This window comes from Pseudomonas sp. LBUM1668 (assembly GCF_059695715.1).
Window position 1 is genome coordinate 4,851,897 of the sequence record NZ_CP166787.1, and the last position, 22,432, is coordinate 4,874,328.

Genomic DNA, 22,432 nt, shown 5'->3' on the forward strand with positions numbered 1-22,432 from the left:
CCACCTTCGATTGGCGGGAACACGCAAAAAATAATCCGCACCACCAGCCCGTTGCTCCGTGACAACGTCGCCCCGCTCCCCTAAATTAGTCGACCTGAAAAAGCCCCGTGCTTGCTCATCTCCACTCAAGTTAAAAAGTAGTGAAATTTCAATGTCCGATTTCAACACCGCTGAATCCGTAGTCACCGAATCGTCCAAAGCGGAATACGAAAACTCCATCAATCTTTCACAACACCTGCCACAAGCCAAAATCATCAGCGAGATGGTGCTGGACGCGTTCCAGTCGAGCCGCGAGAGCGACCAGATCCGTGAACTGCGCACGGCGATCCGTGAAGCTCACGACCGCTTCGATGACGACAAGGCCTACGAGCTGATGGGCGAACTCAAGAGCCTCAAGGATGCCGAGGCTGCCGACATCGCCGCCCTCGAAGACCTGAGCAGCAAGTTCTCGATCGGCCGCATCCTCTCCAGCTTCAAGGACGATCCGGCTTTCCAGGAAATCGTTTACGGCCTGGCGCTCAAAGTGCTGAACCAGACCCATCAGGCGATCAGCAACCCGAGTGGCGGCAAGAGCAAAGCGGCACGTGCGAAGAAAGAAGTCGAAATCTTCACCATCAGCAAGGATGGCAGCAGCGTGACCCTGCCATTGCGCACGCCACGCTCGCGTCTGAATGTTGACCGTGAAGCGCTGGAGTTCCTTGGTTTCACCTTCGTCGGTGAAGGTGAGGAAGCCGAAGTCGATGGCGAAACATTCGTCGACAATGCCGGTACCGAACACGCCGTGAATCGCAAGAACATCATCACCGCCCTGCAACAGCAGACCGCGTTTGATGGCTTCAGCATCGCCGCGCAGTAAAGGCCACGCTGACGGAAAAGCCCCGCGCTGAGTGATCAGGCGGGGCTTTTTGTTTTCCGGCGCGAGGATTATGCGCCCGAGTGCAACGCCACAATCATGTCGACTTCAATCGCCGCATTCTTCGGCAACTGATAGACACCCACCGTGGTGCGCGTGTGCCGACCAGCATCGCCGAGCACATGGCTGAACACATCCGACGCGCCGTTGGCCACTTCACTCAGGTCAACAAAGTCAGGCGTGGACTTCACGTACACCGTGACCCGCAACAACGCCCGGATCTTGTCCAGCGAACCGACTGCGTCAACGATCAACGCCAGACAACGCATCGCGCTGATGCTCGCGGCGGCTTGCGCATCCTTGAGCGTCAACTCCAGGCCAACCCGACCGGGATACTGAATCTTGCCGTGAGTGCGTGGCACCATGCCGCTGATGTACAGCTCATCGTGATGACGGATCAGCGGCGCGTAATTGCCACCGGCTGTGTTCTCACCGTAGATGTCGTAGTTCAGCTCTTGTGCCAGGGCAATGAAGCGTTCGTCGCAGGTCATCCTTTCAGTCATTTCGCCCAGCCTCTTTATCGGTGCATGAAAAACAGTTGAGCATCCGGGAAATGGCATGGCGCTATCACTGTCCTGGTTGGATCCGAATCTAGGGGGTTTACTCCGATACCGCAACTAAACCCTGTAGGAGCTGCGGCACGCTGCGATCTTTTGATTTTGATTGTAGTTTTAAAGATCAGAATCAAAAGATCGCAGCGTACCGCAGCTCCTACAACGGTATCGCGTGGAGGTGGTACCTGCTCGCGATTGATGGCGCCTCAATCACCGAAGGTCAGCCAACAAAAAACCCCGCACATCTCTCGATGGCGGGGTTTCTTGTACAATCTGTAAACCTTACGGCGCGTACGTCAGCAACAACTCGCTTGGCACCTTGAAGTCCAGGGACATCATGACGCTCAACGCAGTGATGGTGAAGATCGAGAACACGAACAGCTTGCGTGCCCAGACCGTGTCATCCACTGCCTTGTAACCGGTCCAGGCCATGTACAGCCAGTACATGCCCATCGCGGCGGCGACGGCGAGGTAGCTCATGCCGGCGTAGCCGCTGAAGGTCAGCATCAAGGTCGCCACGAGGAACGCCAGGATGTAGAGCAGGATGTGCTTCTTGGCCACTTGAATCCCGCGCTTCACTGGCAGCACCGGAATCGATGCGGCCAGGTAATCGTTGAAGCGGAAGATCGCGATGGCGTAGGAATGCGGCATCTGCCACAGGCTGAACATCACCAGCAGGACCAGCGCGGCCATGTCGAAGCTATTGGTTACAGCGACGTAACCGATCACTGGCGGCATGGCGCCCGACAGACTACCCACCAGCGTGCCGTGAACCGACTTGCGCTTGAGGTACAGGCTGTAGAAGCCGACGTAGATCACGAAGCCGATTACCGCGAACAGGGCGGCCAACGGATTGGCCACCTTGTACAACAATGCAACGCCGAGAACACCAAGGATGGTCGCGTAGATCAGGGCCAGTTTCAGGGAGATCAAGCCCTGGACCAGCACCCGGTTCTTGGTGCGTTCCATCTTCAGGTCGATGTCGCGGTCGATGCAGTTGTTGAACACGCAACCGGAGGCTACAACCAGGGAGGTGCCGATCATGGCTGCCAGAAACACCGCCAGATCGACATGCCCTTTCGAGGCCAGGAAGAACCCGCCTGCCACAGAAAGCACGTTACCGAAAATGATCCCCGGTTTGGTGATTTGGATAAAGTGCTTGAGCGACATCGGGTCTACCTCACTTCGCCATCATGTACGTGTGGATGCTGAACATGATCCACAGCGACAGGCCAACCAGCAGCACGATCACGATGGCCGTGAAGACAAACGCAATCACGTTGTTACGCTGAGCAATGGAACGGTCCAGGTGCAGGAAGTAATACAGGTGAACGATCACCTGGATCACTGCGAACAGCAGGACGATTGCCAGAGTCGTCATCTTCGGCAAGGTCGGGTACATCACCAGGCCGAACGGGATGACGGTCAGGATCACCGACAGGATGAAGCCAATGGCGTACGACTTGGCGCTGCCGTGGCCAGCATCATGGCTGTCATGGGAGTGTGCGTTAGCCATTACAGAGTCCCCATCAGGTAAACAACGGTGAATACGCAGATCCACACCACGTCCAGGAAGTGCCAGAACAGGCTCAGGCAGCTCAGACGGGTCTTGTTGGTCGCCGTCAGGCCGTGCTTGTTGACCTGGTACATCATGATGCCCATCCAGATCAGACCTGCGGATACGTGCAGACCGTGGGTACCGACCAGGGTGAAGAACGCGGACAGGAAGCCCGAACGGCTAGGACCGAAGCCCTCGGAGATCAGCAGGTGGAACTCGTTGATCTCCATGGCGATGAAGCCAGCGCCGAGCAGGAAGGTCATGAACAACCAGCCCAGAACCTGCTGCTTCTTGCCTTTGTACAACGCCAGCATGGCGAAGCCGTAGGTGATCGAGCTGAACAACAGCAGAGCGGTTTCGCCCAGCACGTATGGCAGTTCGAAGATGTCGTGGCCCGACGGGCCACCGGCAACGTTGTTTACCAGTACCGCGTATACCGCGAAGATCGACGCAAACAAGATGCAGTCGGTCATCAGGTAGAGCCAGAAACCGTATACGGTCATCTCGCCCGAATCGTGGTGATGGTCATCGTGCCCATGTTCACCATGGGCGTGTCCAGCATTGGTCACTAAATTCGACATGGTTTAAGCCTGTTCCAACGAGGTTTCAACACGGGTGGCACCGGCCGGGATTTTCCCTGCCGCGACCAGACGCTTGTGCTGCTCGGCTTCGATGCGCTCGATCGTTTCAACCGGAACCATATAGCCCTGGTCGTCACGTGCAGCGTGGATCACGAAGTAGACGACAGTGCCTACCAGGCTCGCGATTGCCAGCCACCAGATGTGCCAGATCATGGCAAAACCGAAGACGGTCAACAGCGCGCCCATCACAACGCCAGTGGCGGTGTTGTTCGGCATGTGGATCGGCTCGTACTTGGCCGGACGCTGGTACGCGGTACCGTCTTCCTTGGCTTCGGTGAACGGGTCGATGCAGTCAGCCTTAGGCAGCACAGCGAAGTTGTAGAACGGCGGTGGCGACGAGGTCGACCATTCCAGGGTGTGTGCATTCCACGGATCACCGTGTTCGCACATGTTCTCTGGCTTGTTGCGGTCACGCACACTGACGTACAGCTGAATCAGTTGGCAGGCGATACCGACAGCGATCATCACCGCACCGAACATGGCAACGTACAGGTACGGTACCCACTCAGGGTTGGTGGTGGCGTTCAGACGACGGGTCATGCCCATGAAGCCCAGTGCATAGAGCGGCATGAACGCGACGAAGAAGCCCGAGATCCAGAACCAGAACGCTGCTTTACCCCAGCCTTCGTGCAGCTTGAAGCCGAACGCTTTCGGGAAGTAGAACGCGAAACCTGCGATGTAACCGAATACCGCACCGCCGATGATCACGTTGTGGAAGTGAGCGATCACGAACAGGCTGTTGTGCAGAACGAAGTCAGCACCCGGGATGGCCAGCAGTACGCCGGTCATGCCGCCGATGGCGAAGGTCACCATGAAGCCCAGAGTCCACAGAACCTGGCTGGTGAAGCGCAGACGGCCCTGGTAGATGGTGAACAGCCAGTTGAATAGCTTCACACCCGTCGGGATGGAAATCAGCATCGTCGCCAGACCGAAGAAGGCGTTGACGCTGGCACCCGAACCCATGGTGAAGAAGTGGTGCAGCCAAACCATGAAGCCCAGTACCGAGATCGCGCCCGAGGCGTAGATCATCGAGTGGTGGCCGAACAGTTTCTTGCCGGTGAAGGCCGAGATGACTTCCGAGAAAATGCCGAATGCCGGCAGGATCAGGATGTATACCTCAGGGTGGCCCCACGCCCAGAACAGGTTGACGTACATCATTGGATTGCCACCAAGTTCATTGGTGAAAATGTGGAAATCCATGTAACGGTCAAGGGTCAGCAGTGCCAGGGTAGCGGTCAGGATCGGGAACGAAGCCACGATCAGAACGTTTGCCCAGGTGCAGGTCCAGGTGAAGATCGGCATGTCCATCAGTTTCATGCCAGGGGTACGCATTTTCAGCACGGTGGCGAGGAAGTTAACCCCCGTCAGCGTTGTACCTAACCCGGATAACTGTAGCGCCCAGATGTAGTAATCCATCCCCACGCCCGGACTGTATTGCAGGCCCGACAGCGGCGGATAAGCAACCCAACCGGTCTTGGCGAATTCGCCAACGCCCAGCGACAGGTTGATCAGCACAACGCCCGATACCAGCAGCCAGAAGCTCAGGGAGTTCAGGAACGGGAAGGCAACGTCACGCGCGCCGATCTGCAGCGGCACTGCAAGGTTCATCAGGCCGGTGAAGAATGGCATCGCCATGAAGATGATCATGATCACACCGTGAGCGGTGAAGATCTGGTCATAGTGTTCAGGTGGCAGGTAGCCAGGCGAACCCTCGGTGGCCATGGCCAACTGGGTACGCATCATGATGGCGTCGGCAAAACCGCGCAGCAGCATGACCATGGCGACGATGATGTACATCACGCCGATTTTCTTGTGGTCAACCGAGGTCAACCACTCGGTCCACAAGTAGGTCCACTTCTTGAAGTAGGTGATTGCAGCGAACAGCGCCACGCCACCGAGCGCGATCATGGCGATGGTAATCATCACGATCGGTTCGTGGAACGGGACCGCTTCCCAACTTAATTTACCAAACATCGTTTACTCCTCTGCCCCGGCAGCTGAATGCGAACCCGCGTCAATATCCGTGGCCGCCACTTCTTTCTCTTTCTTCTCGTGCTTCAGCGGCTTGCCCGGCTTCATACCTTCGTACTTGTCGACGATGATCTGGAACTGGTTCGGCGTGACCGACGAGTAGAGCTCGACTGGGTTGTTCTGGCTCGGTTTGGCAAGGGCTGCGTATTCAGCTTGATCAAGCTGTTTAGGTGACTTCTTGACTTCATTTACCCAGGCGTCGAAATCTTCCTGAGTCGTCGAGATGGCTTTGAACTTCATGCCGGTGAAACCCGCGCCGCTGTAGTTGGCGGAGATACCGTCCATTTCAGCGTTGCGGTCAGCGATCAGGTGCAGTTTGGTCTGCATGCCCGCCATCGCGTAGATCTGGCCGCCCAGGCCCGGGATGAAGAACGAGTTCATCACAGCGTCGGAGGTGATCTTGAAGTTGATTGGCGTGTGCGCCGGGAACACGATCTTGTTGACCGTGGCAATGCCTTGTTCCGGGTAGATGAACAGCCACTTCCAGTCCAGCGCAACCACTTCGATGGTGATCGGCTTGACGTCGGATTCGATTGGACGATACGGGTCCAGTTCGTGGGTCGAAATGTAGGTGATGTAACCCAGCGCGATGATGATCAGAACCGGAATGGTCCAGACGGCCACTTCGATTTTGGTCGAGTGCGACCATTTCGGCGTGTAGATGGCGTCTTTGTTGGAGGCGCGATACTTCCAGGCAAACAGGAAGGTCATGACGATAACCGGCACGACGACCAACAGCATCAGCAGGGTCGCGGTGATGATCAGGTTGCGCTGTTCCAGGCCGACCTGGCCCGTTGGATTGAGCAGGGTCATGTTGCAGCCTCCCAGCAACAACGTGCCGAGCAGCGGCACTAGGCCTAGTAATCTGGGGTACCTGTTTTTACTCATCTCACGACCTCTAAAGCAGCTTGCGCAATGCAGTTGGGTTTTGATCGCCAACACTTCACCCTGCCAAGGGTTGGCATTTTCTTTGGATTGAATAAGGGCCGCCCGTCGCGCGTCAGACGCTCGACAAAACCTGGGACAGCGGTAAGTTCTTATTCGAATTCGTGGTCAAAGGCCTTGTTACAGACCAATTCCATTTGGTGCGGAAAGTTGGAAGGCACCGACACCTGGGTGTCTTGAAAGCCTTACAGCCTGCTCGACACCCGACTTCCTGCCCGCCTCCTTAATGAAGGCTGAACAGCGCCGGGAATTCAGTGCGGGCGATTGTAGATAGGTAGCGCCCTATACACCATGTCTTATCCCGAAATAATTTTTATCCGTTCAAGCAACAATCCATCGCCATTTTTGCAAAAGTGCCGCATGTTATCGAAATAAATTCTCAACAAAAACGCCAAGATTTGTAGGTGTACCCGCCTCAGTTCAGACAGCTCTGAAGGCTTTTTCAGAGGACCGGATCGGCGCAAAGCCCGATACCCCAAGGCTTCTGGCCATTTGCCCGCGCTTGTTAAAACTGCCTGATCTGGCACACGCGTTCAAAAGCCCAAAAACACCGAAACTGACCAATCCTTTTTTGTAACAGTGCGCCAATCCGGGTAGGTGGATCGGCTTGCGCCACCGCCTGTGTGACAACATGTCGCACACCTGCCACACCCTTCCTTGCCGTTCGTCACGGTGTTTTCACAAACACTCTGAAATGCAAAACGCCCCGATCTGCTGAACCGCAAATCGGAGCGTTTTCTGTATCGGCAAGCGATCCGAAAAGTTGACTCAGCGCAGGGCTTTTCGATTACGCAAGGTCAGCAACGGCACCAGGATCACCACCAGCAAGAACGCTACCAACGCCCATTGCGCCAGCGACAGACCGAGGACTGGCGGGTAAGGGGTCGAACAGAAACCGTCGACCTGGAACCCCAGCGGGAAGATCTTCGCCAGCGGCAGATCATCAACAATCGGCTGCAATACATCGATGCCACAGCTAATCGCCGGATAGAACTGGGTGTACACGTGATGCCCGGCGACTGCCGCCCCGGCAATCGCACAGATCACCACCAGTACTTCGAATACGGTGATGCTGCGCCGAGTGCGCGTGGCCGCACCGATGAAGGCGAACAGCGCGATCAGCAGCAACGCATAACGCTGCAGGATGCACAGTGGGCACGGCGCCTCGCCCAGCACGATCTGCATGTACAGCGCGCCGCCGATCAACGCCAGGCAGATGATGCCCAGCAAAACCAGAAAGCGCCGCTCACGACCCAATCGAATTGTTTCCTCGCTCATCGCGTTTCCCTTATATGTCCATGGTTCAGCCGTCTGGCGACTGAAAGTTGTCGCAAGTCTACACCGGGGAAATAAACGATAAAGCGGTTAAGGAACCATTAATTCAAAGGGATTTTTGCAAATCAGAACCGTGTAATGGCCATCGCGGGCAAGCCCGCTCCCACAGGTCCAGCGTCGTACATAAATTTTGCGTACGCCATGAAACCTGTGGGAGCGGGCTTGCCCGCGATATGGACTACTCGGTCTCGACTATCTATTCCAAAGCAGCAGCCGGCCCGAAGAACTCATACCGGCTCTGTTTCTCAGGCACACCCAGCGCTTTCAGATGCCGCTTGATCGCGCTCATGAAACCTTTTGGCCCAAGGAAGTAGGCGTCGACATCACGCTGCTCCGGCAGCCATTGAGCGAGCAACTCCTGGCTCAGCATCCCGACCTTGTCCGCTGCCGGGCTCACGCCGTCGTCTTCGGCGTAGCAGTAGAAACGCTTGAGTTGCGGATGACGCGCAGCCAGGCCGTCGATCCAGTCGCGGAACGCATGCACACTGCCATTGCGCGCGCAGTGGATGAAGTGCACCGGGCGCTCGGTTTCCAGCGCCGCTTCGAGCATCGCCAACGTCGGAGTAATGCCGACGCCACCGCTGATCAACACCAGTGGTTTGTCGCTGGCAGCCAGGGTGAACTCACCGGATGGCGGAAACAGCTGAATGCTCGCGCCGACATGCAACTGATCGTGCAAGTGATTGGATGCACGACCACCCGGTTCGCGTTTGACGCTGATACGGTACTGACCTTTATTCGCCAGCGCCGACAGCGAATAGTTGCGGCGGACCTCTTCGCCATCCAGCACCAGTTTCATGCCGATGTACTGACCCGGCTCGGCCGCCAGAATCGGGCCTTTGTCCGCAGGTTCAAAGTAGAAGGACGTGATTTCCGCGCTCTCCTCGACCTTGGCCGCAACGATGAATTCGCGCGCCCCGCGCCAACCGCCGACGGCTTGCTCTTTCTGATCGTAGATGGCGGTTTCGGCGCCGATCAGGATGTCGGCCAGTTGCCCGTACGCCGCGCCCCAGGCACTCATCACTTCTGGCGTGGCGATCTCTTCGCCAAGCACTTCTGAGATGGCGCGCAACAGGCACGCACCGACAATCGGGTAGTGCTCCGGCAGGATCTGCAAGGCGACGTGCTTGTTGATGATCTTCGCCACCAGATCGCCCAACTGGTCGAGCTGATCGATGTGGCGGGCGTACATCAACACGCCGTTGGCCAGCGCACGCGGCTGGTCGCCGCTGGCCTGGTGCGCCTGGTTGAACAATGGGCGCACTTGCGGGTATTCGGAGAGCATCATGCGGTAGAAGTGCGTGATCAGCGCCTCACCGCCGCTTTCCAGCAGAGGCACGGTGGATTTGACGATGGCACGATCCTGGACGCTAAGCATAAGGGTGACTCCTGAGCTTTCTTTGAAAAGTTAACGTGGCTTTATCAGTTTTCGTACCAACTATTTTTCTGTTTTAAATCAGCCACTTGAAAATAACGTAGTCATATCGACTCAGGACACCTTATAGTCATCCCGACTACATCTTGTCTCTTTGACTACACGACCATGATCGCCAAATCCCTGCTGACCGCCCTGCTTCCGTTAGTCTCCGACCTCTCCCGCGAATTGCCGGAGGGTGAGCGTTATCGTCGATTGCTCGAAGCCATGCGCGCACTGCTGCCCTGCGATGCCGCCGCGTTGTTGCGCCTCGACGGCGAATCGCTGGTGCCACTGGCGGTGGATGGCTTGAGTACGGACACCCTCGGCCGCCGCTTCAAAGTCAGTGAGCATCCACGCTTTGAAGTTTTGCTGGCAGGCGCCGGGCCGACCCGGTTTGCCGCTGACAGCGACTTGCCCGACCCTTACGACGGTTTGATCGACGGCCTCGACGATCACCTGGAAGTTCACGATTGCCTCGGCTGTCCGCTGTTTGTCGATGAAAAACTCTGGGGCCTGATCACCCTCGACGCGCTCGATCCGGAGCGCTTCGAGCCGATCGAACTGGACGTATTGCAAGCCTTCGCCAGCCTTGCCTCGGCCACGGTCAACGCCGCCGAACGCATCGAGCGTCTGGCGATCCGCGCCGAAGACGAGCACCAGCGCGCAGAGATTTACAGGCAGGCCAGCGGTCAGCAGAACCGCGAAATGATCGGCCAGAGCAAGACGCATAAGCGCCTTGTGGAAGAGATCAACCTGGTCGGCGGTAGCGATCTGACCGTGTTGATCACCGGCGAAACCGGGGTTGGCAAGGAGTTGGTGGCTCAGGCAATCCACGCCGCCTCAGCCCGCGCCGACAAACCGATCATCAGCCTCAACTGCGCGGCATTGCCCGACACGTTGGTGGAAAGCGAGCTGTTCGGCCACGTGCGCGGCGCCTTCACCGGGGCCACCAGTGACCGCCGCGGCAAATTCGAACTGGCCAATGGCGGCACGCTGTTTCTCGATGAAGTGGGCGAATTGTCGCTGACCGTGCAGGCCAAACTGTTGCGCGTGCTGCAGAGCGGCCAGTTACAACGTTTGGGCTCAGACAAGGAGCATCAGGTCGACGTGCGCTTGATCGCCGCGACCAACCGCGACCTGGCCGAAGAAGTGCGCAGCGGTCGCTACCGTGCCGACTTTTACCATCGCCTGAGCGTCTACCCGCTACGGGTGCCGGCCCTGCGTGATCGCGGGCGTGATGTGTTGTTGCTCAGCGGTTTCTTCCTCGAACAGAACCGCTCGCGCATGGGCCTCAATAGCCTGCGACTGAACAGCGATGCTCAGGATGCCCTGCTCGCCTACACTTGGCCGGGCAACGTGCGTGAGCTGGAGCACTTGATCGGGCGCAGTGCCTTGAAGGCCTTGGGCAACTGCAAGGTGCGGCCGAAAATTCTAAGCTTGAGTGCGGCGGATCTTGATTTGCCGCGTGAGGTTGTGGACAACTTGCCTGAGCCAGTGGCTGGGGTTACGGCCTCGGCGCCATTGATCAGCGGGGATTTGCGCAGTGCGACCGAGGCGTATCAGCGTCAGTTGATCAGTGCGGCACTGGAACGTAATCAGGATAATTGGGCGAGTGCGGCGCGGGAGTTGGGGGTGGATCGGGCGAATCTTGGGCGGATGGCCAAGCGCCTCGGCATGAAATAAAAGCACAGATCGCAGCCTGCGGCAGCTCCTACAGGGATAGGTGATCTCTGTAGGAGCTGCCGCAGGCTGCGATCTTTTGATCTTCACCTGCCCAAAGGCACTAAAGCCTGCCCCCGACAAGTCGATAACCCGGCATCAATAGTTTCTGGCGATTTCCACCCTCGCCCATCACCTTTTTCCACAGAAGGTTTTTATGTCTTCCAACAAAGCCCGCGCAGATTCACTTTCGCTTCTGCTGTTTACCTTGCGCAGCGGCAAGCTGATGGCGATCAACCTGCTGAAAGTCAGTGAAATCATCCCCTGCCCGCCGCTGACCAAGCTGCCAGAGTCGCATCCGCACGTCAAAGGCATCGCCACCCTGCGCGGTGCCGCGCTGTCGGTCATCGACCTCAGCCGCGCCATCGGCGAGCGACCGCTGGAAGACCCCAACGGTGGCTGCCTGATCGTCACTGATGTCAGTCGCTCCAAACAGGGCCTGCACGTTCAAGCGGTGAGCAAAATCGTCCACTGCCTGACTACCGATATCAAACCACCGCCGTTCGGTTCCGGCGGGCCACGCGCGTACATCACGGGTGTGACCTCGGTGGACGGCACGCTGGTGCAGGTGCTGGATATCGAAAAAGTCATCCACAGCATCGCCCCGGCGCAGATCGAAATGGCCCCGACCGACCTGACCATGGAAGACGCCGACGTCCTCGGCAACGCGCGCATTCTGGTGGTCGACGACAGTCAGGTGGCGCTGCAACAATCGGTGCACACCCTGCGCAATCTCGGCCTGCAATGCCATACCGCACGCAGCGCCAAGGAAGCCATCGACTGCCTGCTCGATTTGCAGGGCACCGCACAGCAGATCAACCTGATCGTCTCCGACATCGAAATGTCCGAGATGGACGGCTACGCCTTCACCCGCACACTGCGCGAGACCCCGGATTTCGCCCATCTCTACGTGCTGCTGCACACCTCGCTCGACAGCGCGATGAACAGCGAAAAGGCACGACTGGCCGGGGCCAACGCCGTGCTGACGAAGTTTTCCTCGCCGGAGCTGACCCAACGTCTGATCGAAGCGGCCAAACACGTCGCAGCCAACGGTTACTGAGTCTTGGACGAGATTTACTGCTTTTTGCTGCGGCGCGATCTGGGTGCAGACGTGCCGGATGTCGTCTGGCCGCTGGGTGTTGAAATCAGCACCTATCGCCCGAAACTGGCTGGCGCCGTGCATGACTTGATGCAACTCGGTCACCTCGAAGGCGGCGGCCGGGTGCCGGCGCTGGAGGTTTGGCAGCAACGGTTTGAATGCGACCCGGAATATGACCCGGCTCTGTGTTTCATTGCCATTGATGCCGAGGGTGTCGTTGGTGTGGCGCAGTGCTGGACCAGTTCATATATCAAGAGCCTGGTGGTGCATCCGCGCGCTCAGGGTCGAGGATTGGGCCGGGCATTGCTGCTCAATGCATTCAAGGTGTTTCAGCAACGGCGCGAAGGGTTTGTCGATTTGAAAGTGCTGGAAGACAACCTGCGGGCACAGCGATTGTATGAAAGTGCCGGGATGTACGTAGTCCGCCGGGAAATCGTACCGACCTGAAGAAAATCAAAAGATCGCAGCCTTCGGCAGCTCCTACAGGGAACCGCATATCCATGTAGGAGCTGCCGAAGGCTGCGATCTTTTAGCGGTGTCCCAGGCAACAAAACTCTTTAGGCAGACTCCAACCTTGGCCACCCAAGACCAAGGACACCCACCATGAAAGCCATCACCTTAAGCCTGCTCTGCCTCACCGCCCTCGCCTCCAACGCCCACGCGTCCAGCCCTGATGCCTGGGCTGCCTACGACAAAACCGTGCTCGCCAGTTGCACCAAAGCCAGCGGTTTGAAGAACGCCAAACCGGTCGGCAATGCCGCGCAATTCGACGATCGCGTCGGCTACACCGCTGTGTTGTTGCAAGGCCAATACCCGCAAAAACACATGAAAGGCCAACAAGGCACCGAGCTGTGCCTGTACAACAAAAAATCGAAAACCGCGTTCGTCACCGAGTGGGACTCGATCCGCCAGACCGCCAAAACCCAATGAATGGCGCATAACTTGCTTCGATCGGTAATCCCATGGCGGCTTTATGTCGCCGATTCACACCCTGATTGAAGATTGATCGTTCAATGAATACGACGTTTTCCTGCGTAGGCTGCGGCAAGTGCTGCACCGACCACCATGTCCCCCTGACCCTCGCCGAAGCCCGCATGTGGGCGGCGGACGGTGGTCAGGTGATCGTGCTGGTAGAGGCTTTTCTCGGCAACGGCCTGGGCTTGCCGGCGCAGCAGCGTGAACATGCCGAACGGCGTTCGGTAGCGGTGCGCAGCGGTGAATCGGCTGCGCACGTGGCCATCACTTTTGCCGCTTACAACGTCGGACCTTGTCGGAATCTTGACGATGACAAGCTGTGCCGCATCTACGAGCGTCGACCGTTGGTGTGCAGGATTTATCCGGCGGAGATCAATCCCCACATCCCACTCAACCCTGCCGCCAAGGATTGCCCGCCAGAGTCTTGGGAACAGGGGCCGCTGTTGATCGTTGGGGGCGAGTTGGTTGATCAGGAACTGGTCGAGCTGATTCAGCGTTCGCGTCAGGCTGATCGTGATGACATTAGGTCAAAGGATGCGATCTGCGCTGCGCTGGGTATCCGGACCACGGCGCTCAAGGGCGACGGGTTTACCGCGTATCTGCCGAATATGGACGCTTTTGCGAAGGTAATTGATCAGGTGAACGCGCAGCCACTGGATGAAGTGGCCAGTGAATGGCTGTTTCATTTGTCCGGGGATGATGTGGCCGGGCAAGTGCGGGCGGCGGGGGCGCAGGTGGTGACGGAGCCGGCGCTGACGTATGCGTTTATATCGCTGCGGGCGGCTTGATCCGGATTATCTAGCGATCTGACTGGCCTGATCGCCAGCAGGCTAGCTCCCACAAGGTCTTGTGTCGTACATCAAAATAAGTGAACAACCGGAAAACCTGTGGGAGCTGGCTTGCCAGCGATGGGGCCAGTGAAGGCGATCTCAATCCCAAACCTGTCGCCGCCCTCAAAAACCCGCGCAACCCAACGCAATTCCCCGAAGGAAAACTCAGCGCTTGCCCATCGAACGACGGGTGCCCGGCGGTGCCATGCCTGGGCTCTTGGTATGGCCGTTCTTGGCGCCGTTCTTGTACCACGGCTGGTTAGAGCCTTTGGCACCCGCCAGTTCGCCCGGTTTGAACGGGAACTTGAATGCCGGGATCTCGGCTTTGGAATCGCTGGCGTCGGCCATATCGGCCGGGACATCGCTCACGGCGTCGTCAACCGGCGGTTGGATCGGGGAAGTCATGAAAGCTCCGCAAAACAAAAAGTCGCGCCCGGTAAGTGGGCCGCGAAGGCGCGCAGTATACCTGCGCGCCGTGGCTCGGCACCTGAAGATTTGCACCGCACGCCGAACGGTTTACAGGTAAGTGATGGTCACGATGCCTGCGTCCGTCGAGGTTTTCAGCGGCTCATAGGTCATGGAAAACGGCAACGCCCCACGGCTGCAAGCGTTGCGGTAAGTGTCGACATCAACCTTAACGCCTGGCGCGGGTTCGATCTGCCGGGATTCGCTGGTCGCCAACGCCCCCACTCGCCCGACTTCACACCCGGAATCGACGATTTGCCCGGTGAAGCGGATCTCGCCGGAAAGGATCTGAGGCGCGGCGCAGACCGTTAGCGGAAGTAAAACAAGCACACTGGAAATGACAGTTTTGAGCTTCATTGCAGGACACTCCCGAAGAGACCGCAGCGATAATGGCCGGGGTATACAACGTGTATCCGCTGGCGGGAGCGGATCTTTAGAAGCGTAGATGGCGCGAGCAGGCTCGCTCCTGCAATGGGTTCGCATGCAGCCTGCAAGACATTGGTCGGCTGGCGGGCCGCCATCGCTGGCAAGCCAGCTCCCACAGTTTCAACCGAGTACACCTGCAAGACATTGGTCGGCTGGCAGGCCGCCATCGCGAGCAGGCTCACTCCTACAATGGGTTCGCATGCAGTCTGCAAGACATTGGTCGGCTGTCAGGCCGCCATCGCTGGCAAGCCAGCTCCCACAGTTTCAACCGAGTACACCTGCAAGACATTGGTCGGCTGGCAGGCCGCCATCGCGAGCAGGCTCACTCCTACAATGGGTTCGCATGCAGTCTGCAAGCCATTGGTCGGCTGGCAGGCCGCCATCGCTGGCAAGCCAGCTCCCACAGTTTCAACCGAGTACACCTGCCAGAAATTGGGCAGTTGTCAGGCCGCCATCGCGAGCAGGCTCGCTCCTGCAATGGGTTCGCATGCAGTCTGCAAGACATTGGTCGGCTGGCGGGCCGCCATCGCTGGCAAGCCAGCTCCCACAAAAAGCAAAAGCCAGATCAAAAGATCGCAGCCTGCGGCAGCTCCTACAGAGGAGAGAGGTACAACCCGCACGCGGCGAATGCCGCCCCACTCAACAATGAGCGTTAGCTCGAGTAAAGCTCTTGATTTTGATCTCAGAGCCCGTCGGCAGGCTTCGTTCCGGGATTGATCCGGGGGTGGGAGCGCAGCGACCGTTTGGCGAAGCCAAACACATCGAAAGGAGGTGCAGCGAAGCAAACCGGAAGCGATGCCCCCGAATCAATCCCGGAACGAAGGGACCCCGAGCCTCAGCGAGGGGCCGAACGCCAGGGCACAGACCTTTTGGTTACTTTTGGGGCGTTTGCCAAAAGTGACCCGCCGTAAGGGCGGAACCCCAAGTGGCCGTTACCACAGCAACGGATATACACCCGAATCCGAAACTGACAGCCAGGACAGCTAGCCGTCACCCTCCTGACCCCCAAACACGTTTATAAATATCCAATCTGCCCAAACTCCACACCCTCGGCGCCCAAAAAGCATGCAAATCCAAAAGCACAAAGCCCTGCTAGCCACCCTGCTCATCGCCCTGGCAGCCATGGGCCTATGGTTTGCAATCAAACCCGCCCCGACCAAACTCGCCACCCCTACCGCCATCCCGGTGCGAGTGATCGCCGTCAGCGAAAAAGACGTCCCCCGCTATACCAGCGGCATCGGCTCGGTGCTGTCCCTGCACAGCGTGGTCATACGCCCCCAGATCGACGGCACCCTGACCAAAATCCTCGTCAAGGAAGGTCAGTTAGTAGAAGCAGGCGACCTGCTCGCCACCATCGACGACCGCTCGATCCGCGCCAGTCTCGACCAGGCCCGCGCCCAACTCGGCGAAAGCCAGGCGCAACTGCAAGTCGCCCAGGTCAATCTCAAACGCTACAAACTGCTCAGCGTTGACGACGGGGTTTCCAAGCAGACCTACGACCAGCAACAAGCCTTGGTCAACCAACTGAAGGCCAGCGCCCAAGGCAATCAAGCGTCGATTGATGCAGCGCAGGTACAACTTTCCTACACACAGATTCGCTCCCCGGTCACTGGCCGCGTCGGTATTCGCACAGTCGATGAGGGCAACTTCCTGCGCATGACCGACACCCAGGGCCTGTTCACTGTTACCCAGATCGACCCGATTGCCGTCGAATTCTCTCTGCCACAACAAATGCTGCCGACCCTGCAAGGCCTGATCAGCGATCCGCAACATGCGCAGGTCAAGGCTTACATCGGTGCCGACACCGACGGCGAAACCGGCAACCTGCTTGGCGAAGGTCACCTGACCCTCATCGACAACCAGATCAACGCCAACACCGGCACCATCCGCGCCAAAGCCGAATTCGCCAACGCCAGCCAGAAGCTCTGGCCGGGCCTGCTGGTGACAGTAAAAATTCAGACGGCCCTCGACAAAGATGCGCTGGTCGTCCCGCCAACCGTCGTACAACGCGGCCTCGACCAGCACTTTGTTTACCGAGTGAACGGCGACAAGGTTGAAGCCGTGCAAGTGCAGATGGTTTATCAGGGCAGCGGTCAGGACATCATCAAAGGCGTGAAGGCCGGTGACGTGCTGGTGACCGATGGCCAGTCGCGGCTCAAACCGGGTTCGACCGTGCAAGTCCTGAGCGAGCCGCCGCAGGTGGTGCAGGCGGAGCCGAAACCATGAAGGCGCACAAAGGGGTTTCGACGTGGTGCATCGATCACCCGGTGGCGACCATTCTGCTGACCATCGCGCTGGTGCTGGTCGGCATCATTGCCTTCCCGCGTTTGCCGATTGCCCCACTGCCGGAAGCGGAATTTCCTACGATTCAGGTGTCCGCGAAATTGCCCGGCGCCAACCCCGACACCATGGCCTCGTCCGTGGCCACGCCGCTGGAGGTGCAATTCAGCGCCATCCCCGGCATGACCCAGATGACCTCCAGCAGTGCCTTGGGCTCGACCCTGCTGACCCTGCAATTCACCCTCGACAAAAGCATTGACACCGCCGCCCAGGAAGTCCAAGCGGCGATCAACACCGCCGCCGGCAAATTGCCCAAAGACATGCCGACGCTGCCGACCTGGAGGAAGGTCAACCCGGCCGACAGTCCTGTGCTGATCCTGAGTGTCAGCTCGACGCAGATGCCCGGTACCGAACTCAGCGATCTGGTGGAAACCCTGCTGGCCCGTCAGATAAGCCAGATCGACGGTGTAGGCCAAATCAACATTACCGGTCAGCAACGTCCAGCGATTCGCGTTCAGGCTTCGGCGGATAAACTCGCGGCCATCGGTTTGACCCTCGCCGACATTCGTCTGGCGATTCAGCAAACCAGCCTCAACCTGGCCAAAGGTGCGCTGTACGGCGAATCAAGTATTTCCACGCTGTCGACCAACGACCAGTTATTCCATCCCGAGGACTACAGCCAACTCATCGTTTCCTACAAGGATGGCGCCCCGGTTCACCTAAGAGATGTCGCCAAAGTCGTCAACGGTTCGGAAGATGATTATGTGCAAGCCTGGGCGGGTGACCGACCGGGGGTAAACCTGGTGATCTCGCGCCAGCCGGGCGCCAACATCGTCGAGACCGTGGACCGGATTCAAGCCGCCCTGCCCGGCCTCGAAGCCATGCTGCCGGCCTCTGTGCAGGTCGACGTACTGATCGACCGCACCCAGACCATCCGCGCCTCGCTGCATGAAGTCGAGATCACCTTGTTGATCGCGATCCTGCTGGTGGTGGCGGTGATGGCGCTGTTCCTGCGTCAGTTGTCGGCGACGCTGATTGTCTCGGCGGTACTCGGTGTGTCGCTGATCGCCAGTTTCGCGCTGATGTACATCCTCGGGTTCAGCCTGAACAACCTGACGCTGGTGGCGATCGTGGTGGCCGTGGGATTTGTGGTCGACGATGCGATTGTGGTGGTGGAGAACATTCACCGGCACCTGGAGGCCGGCGATGATATGCGCGAAGCGGCGATCAAAGGCGCAGGCGAGATCGGCTTCACCGTGGTTTCGATCAGTTTCTCGCTGGTGGCGGCGTTTATTCCGCTGTTGTTCATGGGCGGCGTGGTCGGGCGACTGTTCAAAGAGTTTGCCTTGACCGCGACCTCGACCATCATGATTTCCGTGGTGGTTTCGCTGACGTTGGCGCCGACCCTCGCGGCGCTGTTCATGCGCAAACCGGTGCATCACGCCCACGCCAAACCGGGCTTCAGCGAACGCTTGCTCGGCGGGTACGAGAAAGGCCTGCGCCGCGCCCTCGCCCACCAGAAATTGATGATCGGCGTGTTCGGTTTGTCCCTCGCGTTGGCCATCGCCGGCTATATCTTTATCCCCAAGGGTTTCTTCCCGGTGCAGGACACTGGCTTCGTGCTCGGTACGACTGAAGCCGCTGCGGACATTTCCTACGGCGATATGGTGAAAAAACACTTGGCCATGGCCGAAATCGTCGGCGCCGATCCGGCCGTTCAAGCGTTTTCCCACTCGGTGGGTGTTTCCGGCAGTAACCAGACCATCGCCAACGGACGCTTCTGGATCGCCCTGAAAAAACGCGGCGACCGCGACGTCAGCGCCAGCCAGTTCATTGACCGGATTCGTCCGCAACTGATGAAAGTCCCCGGCATCGTGCTCTACCTGCGTGCCGGCCAGGACATCAACCTCAGCTCCGGCCCAAGTCGCGCGCAGTACCAATACGTACTCAAGAGCAACGACGGCGCGACCCTCGCCACCTGGACCCAGCGCCTGACCGAAAAACTGCGCAGCAACCCGGCGTTTCGCGACATTTCCAACGACCTGCAACTGGGCGGCAGCATCACCCACATCAGCATCGACCGCAGTGCCGCCGCACGTTTCGGCCTGACTGCCAGCGATGTCGACGAGGCGCTATACGATGCGTTCGGCCAGCGGCAGATCAATGAATTCCAGACTCAGGTCAACCAGTACAACGTGATTCTGGAGCTGGACACCAAACAGCGCGGCAAGGCCGAAAGCCTCAACTATTTCTACCTGCGCTCGCCGCTGAGCGGGGAAATGGTGCCGTTGTCGGCGCTGGCCAGATTCGACGCGCCAACCATTGGCCCCCTGTCGATTGCCCATGACGGTATGTTCCCGGCCGCCAACATGTCGTTCAACCTGGCGCCCGGCGTGGCGTTGGGCGATGCGGTGATTCTGCTCAATCAGGCCAAGGCCGAGATCGGCATGCCGACCGCGATCAGCGGCAACTTCCAGGGTGCGGCGCAGGCGTTCCAGAGTTCGCTGGCCAGTCAGCCATGGCTGATTCTTGCGGCGCTGGTGGCGGTGTACATCATTCTCGGCGTGCTTTATGAAAGCTTCGTGCATCCACTGACGATCATTTCGACCTTGCCGGCGGCGGGTTTGGGCGCGGTGATCATGTTGTGGATCTGCGGCCAGGATTTTTCGATCATGGCGCTGATCGGGCTGGTCTTGCTGATCGGCATTGTGAAGAAGAACGGCATCCTGATGATCGACTTCGCCCTCGAGGCCCAACGTCAACGCGGGATGTCAGCAGAGGATGCGATTTTCGAAGCATGCATCACGCGGTTTCGGCCGATCATCATGACCACCCTCGCCGCGCTGCTCGGTGCCCTGCCGCTGATGCTCGGCTACGGCACCGGCGCCGAACTGCGCCAGCCGCTGGGTATCGCGGTAGTGGGCGGCTTGCTGGTCAGCCAGATGCTGACGCTGTTTACCACGCCAGTCATATACTTGTGGCTTGAGCGACTTTTCCATAGACCCAAACCTGCGCCCGTACCGGCGTTGGCGACCACAGACTGAGGCGGGTCATGCGCGTTCTGATTATCGAAGACGAGGAAAAAACCGCGGACTATCTGCACCGCGGTCTGACGGAACAGGGTTACACCGTGGACCTGGCCCGTGACGGCATCGAAGGCCTGCACCTGGCGCTGGAAAGCGACTACGCGGTGATCGTCCTCGACGTCATGTTGCCGGGCCTCGACGGCTTCGGCGTGCTGCGCGCATTGCGTGCGCGCAAGCAAACCCCGGTGATCATGCTCACCGCCCGTGAACGCGTCGAAGACCGAATCAAAGGCTTGCGCGACGGTGCTGATGATTACCTCGGCAAACCGTTTTCCTTCCTCGAACTGGTCGCGCGTCTGCAAGCGCTGACCCGGCGCAGTGGCGGGCATGAGCCGGTACAGGTGAGCATCGCCGACCTGTGGATAGATCTGATCAGCCGCAAGGCGACTCGCGCCGGCACGCGGCTGGACCTGACCGCCAAGGAGTTCTCGTTGCTCAGCGTCCTCGCCCGCCGCCAGGGTGAAATCCTCTCGAAAACCGCCATCGCCGAAATGGTCTGGGACATCAATTTCGACAGCGATGCCAACGTCGTCGAGGTGGCGATCAAACGCTTGCGCGCCAAGCTCGACGGACCGTTCGACGAGAAACTGCTGCACACCATTCGTGGCATGGGTTATGTGCTGGAGAGTCGTGGTGTCCAGTAATTCCATTGCCCTGCGCCTGAGCGGAATGTTCACCTTGGTGGCGCTGCTGGTGTTTCTGTTGATCGGCGGCGCGCTGTATCAGCAGGTCGATAAAGGTTTGGGCTTGTTACCGGAAGCCGAACTGGAAGCGCGCTACAGCGTGCTCGAATCGGCACTCAATCGCTTCGGCACCCCGGAGCATTGGGTGAAGATCAACGCCAAGTTGAAACTGCTCGGCGAAGAGGACAAGCGCATTCGTTTCTGGGTGGTGAGTGGTGATCCGGGTTACGAATACGGTGCGCCGGATTCACGGATCCGCGCCTTCGCCCAAGGGCCGCTGGGGATGCATGACTTGCAGCTGCCGGAGCGTGCTTATCCACTGAAAGTGCTGTTGACTGAACTGCCGGCCAAGGATCAGCGCCCGCCGCTGCGCTTCATGATCGGTATCGACACCGAGACGTTTCACGAGACCCAGCACAACCTGCTGATCGCCTTGATCAGCCTGGCGATTGTCGGCGTGCTGCTGGCCTCGGCGCTGGGGTATTGGGTGGCACGGATCGGCCTCAAACCGCTGATCAAACTGTCCCACGAAGCGCAGCGTCTGGCCCCGCCGTTACGGGCCGGTCGCTTGCGGCTGTCACCGTTGCCGCCGGAGCTGGAGCAGTTTGTCGACTCGTTCAACTCGACGCTGGAACGGGTCGAAATGGCCTATTCGCGACTGGAGTCGTTCAACGCCGACGTGGCGCACGAACTGCGTTCGCCGCTGACCAATCTCATCGGCCAGACCCAGGTGGCACTGACGCGCGGACGTTCGGCGGAACATTACTTTGAAGTGCTGCAATCCAATCTCGAAGAGCTGGAGCGGCTGCGTTCGATCATCAACGACATGCTGTTTCTGGCCAGTGCCGATCAGGGCAACAAGGCGACCAAACTGACTTCGACGTCGCTGGCCGATGAAGTGGCGACGACGCTGGAGTATCTGGATTTCATCCTGGAAGACGCGCAGGTTCAGGTGCAGGTCAGTGGCGATGCGCAGGTGCAGATCGAGGTCGCGCATTTGCGTCGGGCATTGATCAATTTGCTGAGCAATGCGGTGCAACACACCGGGCCAGGTCAGGTGATCGAGGTGCGGATCGAGGTGGAAGAACAGCTAGTCAGCATTGGCGTGGCCAACCCCGGGTTGCCGATTGCCAGCGAGCACTTGCCGCGGTTGTTCGAGCGCTTTTATCGAGTGGATGCTTCGCGCAGCAACAGTGGCAATAACCATGGGCTGGGGCTGGCGATCGTGAAAGCGATTGCGCTGATGCATGGTGGGGATGTGTTTGTGCGCAGTGATCGGGGGATGAATACCTTTGGGATTCACCTCCCTGTCTGACGCTTAGCCCCCCAGTGCAGGCAAATCCCTGCGGCAGTGGTTTGGAGTGAGGAAGCTTTTGTGGTGAGGGGATTTATCCCCGATGGGCTGCGAAGCGGCCCCAAAGCCAGCGATCGCGGTATTCCTGACACAACCTGCACAAAGAATTCAGGGCTGCTTC

Annotated in this window: 20 protein-coding genes; 10 read left to right on the forward strand and 10 right to left on the reverse strand. The window is 58.7% G+C overall.

What is annotated here, in order from left to right; translation table 11 throughout:
• Nucleotides 1–151: 151 nt before the first annotated feature.
• A complete protein-coding gene (locus tag ACA061_RS21760; protein WP_150616331.1) occupies nt 152–856 on the forward strand; it encodes a hypothetical protein in 705 nt (234 codons plus the stop codon).
• A 68-nt stretch (nt 857–924) separates the two neighbouring features.
• On the opposite strand, the gene ACA061_RS21765 is transcribed toward ACA061_RS21760, so the two are convergent.
• The 8 genes from ACA061_RS21765 to hmpA all read right to left on the reverse strand — a co-directional run bounded on the left by ACA061_RS21765 (nt 925) and on the right by hmpA (nt 9,355).
• Nucleotides 925–1,416, reverse strand: coding sequence for a RidA family protein (locus ACA061_RS21765; RefSeq protein ID WP_095191598.1), 492 nt, complete (start codon nt 1,414–1,416; stop codon nt 925–927).
• Between the two features lie 333 nt (nt 1,417–1,749).
• Entirely contained in the window at nt 1,750–2,637 is an 888-nt protein-coding gene (gene cyoE / locus ACA061_RS21770) for a heme o synthase (RefSeq protein WP_150604331.1), read from the reverse strand.
• Nucleotides 2,638–2,647: 10 nt separating this feature from the next.
• Nucleotides 2,648–2,983: a cytochrome o ubiquinol oxidase subunit IV gene (gene cyoD, locus ACA061_RS21775; RefSeq protein WP_150592687.1), complete on the reverse strand. Its 336-nt coding sequence runs from the start codon at nt 2,981–2,983 to the stop codon at nt 2,648–2,650.
• Nucleotides 2,983–3,606 carry a cytochrome o ubiquinol oxidase subunit III gene (cyoC, locus tag ACA061_RS21780; RefSeq protein WP_042560958.1) on the reverse strand — a complete coding sequence of 208 codons (624 nt, stop codon included), beginning with the start codon at nt 3,604–3,606 and terminating at the stop codon, nt 2,983–2,985. The genes cyoD and cyoC overlap by 1 nt, the downstream gene beginning before the upstream one ends.
• A gap of 3 nt (nt 3,607–3,609) precedes the next feature.
• A complete protein-coding gene (gene cyoB / locus ACA061_RS21785; protein ID WP_150604332.1) occupies nt 3,610–5,640 on the reverse strand; it encodes a cytochrome o ubiquinol oxidase subunit I in 2,031 nt (676 codons plus the stop codon).
• 3 nt (nt 5,641–5,643) lie between these two features.
• Complete coding sequence (gene cyoA, locus ACA061_RS21790) at nt 5,644–6,585, reverse strand: ubiquinol oxidase subunit II (protein WP_150604333.1); 942 nt, start codon at nt 6,583–6,585, stop codon at nt 5,644–5,646.
• Nucleotides 6,586–7,410: 825 nt separating this feature from the next.
• Nucleotides 7,411–7,920: a disulfide bond formation protein B gene (locus tag ACA061_RS21795; RefSeq protein WP_497300035.1), complete on the reverse strand. Its 510-nt coding sequence runs from the start codon at nt 7,918–7,920 to the stop codon at nt 7,411–7,413.
• 253 nt (nt 7,921–8,173) lie between these two features.
• Nucleotides 8,174–9,355 (reverse strand): NO-inducible flavohemoprotein, encoded by a 1,182-nt coding sequence (gene hmpA / locus ACA061_RS21800; protein ID WP_497300036.1) that lies wholly within the window; start codon nt 9,353–9,355, stop codon nt 8,174–8,176.
• A 165-nt stretch (nt 9,356–9,520) separates the two neighbouring features.
• Here hmpA and norR point away from each other — a divergent pair, with 165 nt between their 5' ends.
• The 5 genes from norR to ACA061_RS21825 all read left to right on the forward strand — a co-directional run bounded on the left by norR (nt 9,521) and on the right by ACA061_RS21825 (nt 13,975).
• Nucleotides 9,521–11,077, forward strand: coding sequence for a nitric oxide reductase transcriptional regulator NorR (norR, locus tag ACA061_RS21805; protein WP_210554953.1), 1,557 nt, complete (start codon nt 9,521–9,523; stop codon nt 11,075–11,077).
• A 193-nt stretch (nt 11,078–11,270) separates the two neighbouring features.
• The gene (locus tag ACA061_RS21810) at nt 11,271–12,173 is read left to right on the forward strand and encodes a chemotaxis protein CheV (RefSeq protein WP_042560964.1); all 903 of its coding nucleotides are present in this window, start codon (nt 11,271–11,273) and stop codon (nt 12,171–12,173) included.
• Nucleotides 12,174–12,176: 3 nt separating this feature from the next.
• Nucleotides 12,177–12,659: a GNAT family N-acetyltransferase gene (locus ACA061_RS21815; protein WP_210554952.1), complete on the forward strand. Its 483-nt coding sequence runs from the start codon at nt 12,177–12,179 to the stop codon at nt 12,657–12,659.
• Between the two features lie 156 nt (nt 12,660–12,815).
• Nucleotides 12,816–13,142: a hypothetical protein gene (locus ACA061_RS21820; RefSeq protein ID WP_210554951.1), complete on the forward strand. Its 327-nt coding sequence runs from the start codon at nt 12,816–12,818 to the stop codon at nt 13,140–13,142.
• A gap of 83 nt (nt 13,143–13,225) precedes the next feature.
• Nucleotides 13,226–13,975, forward strand: a complete 750-nt coding sequence (locus ACA061_RS21825) for a YkgJ family cysteine cluster protein (protein ID WP_150604340.1) — start codon at nt 13,226–13,228, stop codon at nt 13,973–13,975.
• Between the two features lie 207 nt (nt 13,976–14,182).
• Here ACA061_RS21825 and ACA061_RS21830 read toward each other — a convergent pair whose 3' ends face one another.
• Together ACA061_RS21830 and ACA061_RS21835 are read right to left on the reverse strand one after the other, a co-directional pair.
• The gene (locus ACA061_RS21830) at nt 14,183–14,422 is read right to left on the reverse strand and encodes a hypothetical protein (protein ID WP_047303058.1); all 240 of its coding nucleotides are present in this window, start codon (nt 14,420–14,422) and stop codon (nt 14,183–14,185) included.
• A gap of 111 nt (nt 14,423–14,533) precedes the next feature.
• Nucleotides 14,534–14,839, reverse strand: a complete 306-nt coding sequence (locus ACA061_RS21835; RefSeq protein ID WP_210554950.1) for a type 1 fimbrial protein — start codon at nt 14,837–14,839, stop codon at nt 14,534–14,536.
• 1,134 nt (nt 14,840–15,973) lie between these two features.
• Here ACA061_RS21835 and ACA061_RS21840 point away from each other — a divergent pair.
• Genes ACA061_RS21840 through ACA061_RS21855 form a run of 4 tightly spaced genes read left to right on the forward strand, consistent with a single transcriptional unit; the run spans nt 15,974 to nt 22,272 of the window.
• Nucleotides 15,974–17,134, forward strand: coding sequence for an efflux RND transporter periplasmic adaptor subunit (locus ACA061_RS21840; protein ID WP_497300037.1), 1,161 nt, complete (start codon nt 15,974–15,976; stop codon nt 17,132–17,134).
• Nucleotides 17,131–20,232: a multidrug efflux RND transporter permease subunit gene (locus ACA061_RS21845; protein ID WP_497300038.1), complete on the forward strand. Its 3,102-nt coding sequence runs from the start codon at nt 17,131–17,133 to the stop codon at nt 20,230–20,232. The genes ACA061_RS21840 and ACA061_RS21845 overlap by 4 nt, the downstream gene beginning before the upstream one ends.
• 8 nt (nt 20,233–20,240) lie before the next feature.
• Nucleotides 20,241–20,918, forward strand: coding sequence for a heavy metal response regulator transcription factor (locus ACA061_RS21850; RefSeq protein ID WP_090180292.1), 678 nt, complete (start codon nt 20,241–20,243; stop codon nt 20,916–20,918).
• Nucleotides 20,908–22,272: a heavy metal sensor histidine kinase gene (locus tag ACA061_RS21855; RefSeq protein ID WP_210700194.1), complete on the forward strand. Its 1,365-nt coding sequence runs from the start codon at nt 20,908–20,910 to the stop codon at nt 22,270–22,272. Before ACA061_RS21850 ends, ACA061_RS21855 begins: the two co-directional genes overlap by 11 nt.
• The last annotated feature ends 160 nt before the right edge of the window (nt 22,273–22,432 follow it).

Bases quoted from the DNA above. Each gene is read 5' to 3' on its own strand.
- ACA061_RS21825 (WP_150604340.1), top strand. From the start codon at position 13,226: ATGAATACGACGTTTTCCTGCGTAGGCTGCGGCAAGTGCTGCACCGAC.
- ACA061_RS21810 (WP_042560964.1), top strand. From the start codon at position 11,271: ATGTCTTCCAACAAAGCCCGCGCAGATTCACTTTCGCTTCTGCTGTTT.
- ACA061_RS21840 (WP_497300037.1), top strand. From the start codon at position 15,974: ATGCAAATCCAAAAGCACAAAGCCCTGCTAGCCACCCTGCTCATCGCC.
- ACA061_RS21845 (WP_497300038.1), top strand. From the start codon at position 17,131: ATGAAGGCGCACAAAGGGGTTTCGACGTGGTGCATCGATCACCCGGTG.
- cyoD (WP_150592687.1), bottom strand. From the start codon at position 2,983: ATGGCTAACGCACACTCCCATGACAGCCATGATGCTGGCCACGGCAGC.
- ACA061_RS21760 (WP_150616331.1), top strand. From the start codon at position 152: ATGTCCGATTTCAACACCGCTGAATCCGTAGTCACCGAATCGTCCAAA.
- norR (WP_210554953.1), top strand. From the start codon at position 9,521: ATGATCGCCAAATCCCTGCTGACCGCCCTGCTTCCGTTAGTCTCCGAC.
- cyoC (WP_042560958.1), bottom strand. From the start codon at position 3,606: ATGTCGAATTTAGTGACCAATGCTGGACACGCCCATGGTGAACATGGG.
- hmpA (WP_497300036.1), bottom strand. From the start codon at position 9,355: ATGCTTAGCGTCCAGGATCGTGCCATCGTCAAATCCACCGTGCCTCTG.
- cyoB (WP_150604332.1), bottom strand. From the start codon at position 5,640: ATGTTTGGTAAATTAAGTTGGGAAGCGGTCCCGTTCCACGAACCGATC.
- ACA061_RS21820 (WP_210554951.1), top strand. From the start codon at position 12,816: ATGAAAGCCATCACCTTAAGCCTGCTCTGCCTCACCGCCCTCGCCTCC.
- cyoE (WP_150604331.1), bottom strand. From the start codon at position 2,637: ATGTCGCTCAAGCACTTTATCCAAATCACCAAACCGGGGATCATTTTC.
- ACA061_RS21765 (WP_095191598.1), bottom strand. From the start codon at position 1,416: ATGACTGAAAGGATGACCTGCGACGAACGCTTCATTGCCCTGGCACAA.
- ACA061_RS21850 (WP_090180292.1), top strand. From the start codon at position 20,241: ATGCGCGTTCTGATTATCGAAGACGAGGAAAAAACCGCGGACTATCTG.
- ACA061_RS21835 (WP_210554950.1), bottom strand. From the start codon at position 14,839: ATGAAGCTCAAAACTGTCATTTCCAGTGTGCTTGTTTTACTTCCGCTA.
- cyoA (WP_150604333.1), bottom strand. From the start codon at position 6,585: ATGAGTAAAAACAGGTACCCCAGATTACTAGGCCTAGTGCCGCTGCTC.
- ACA061_RS21830 (WP_047303058.1), bottom strand. From the start codon at position 14,422: ATGACTTCCCCGATCCAACCGCCGGTTGACGACGCCGTGAGCGATGTC.
- ACA061_RS21795 (WP_497300035.1), bottom strand. From the start codon at position 7,920: ATGAGCGAGGAAACAATTCGATTGGGTCGTGAGCGGCGCTTTCTGGTT.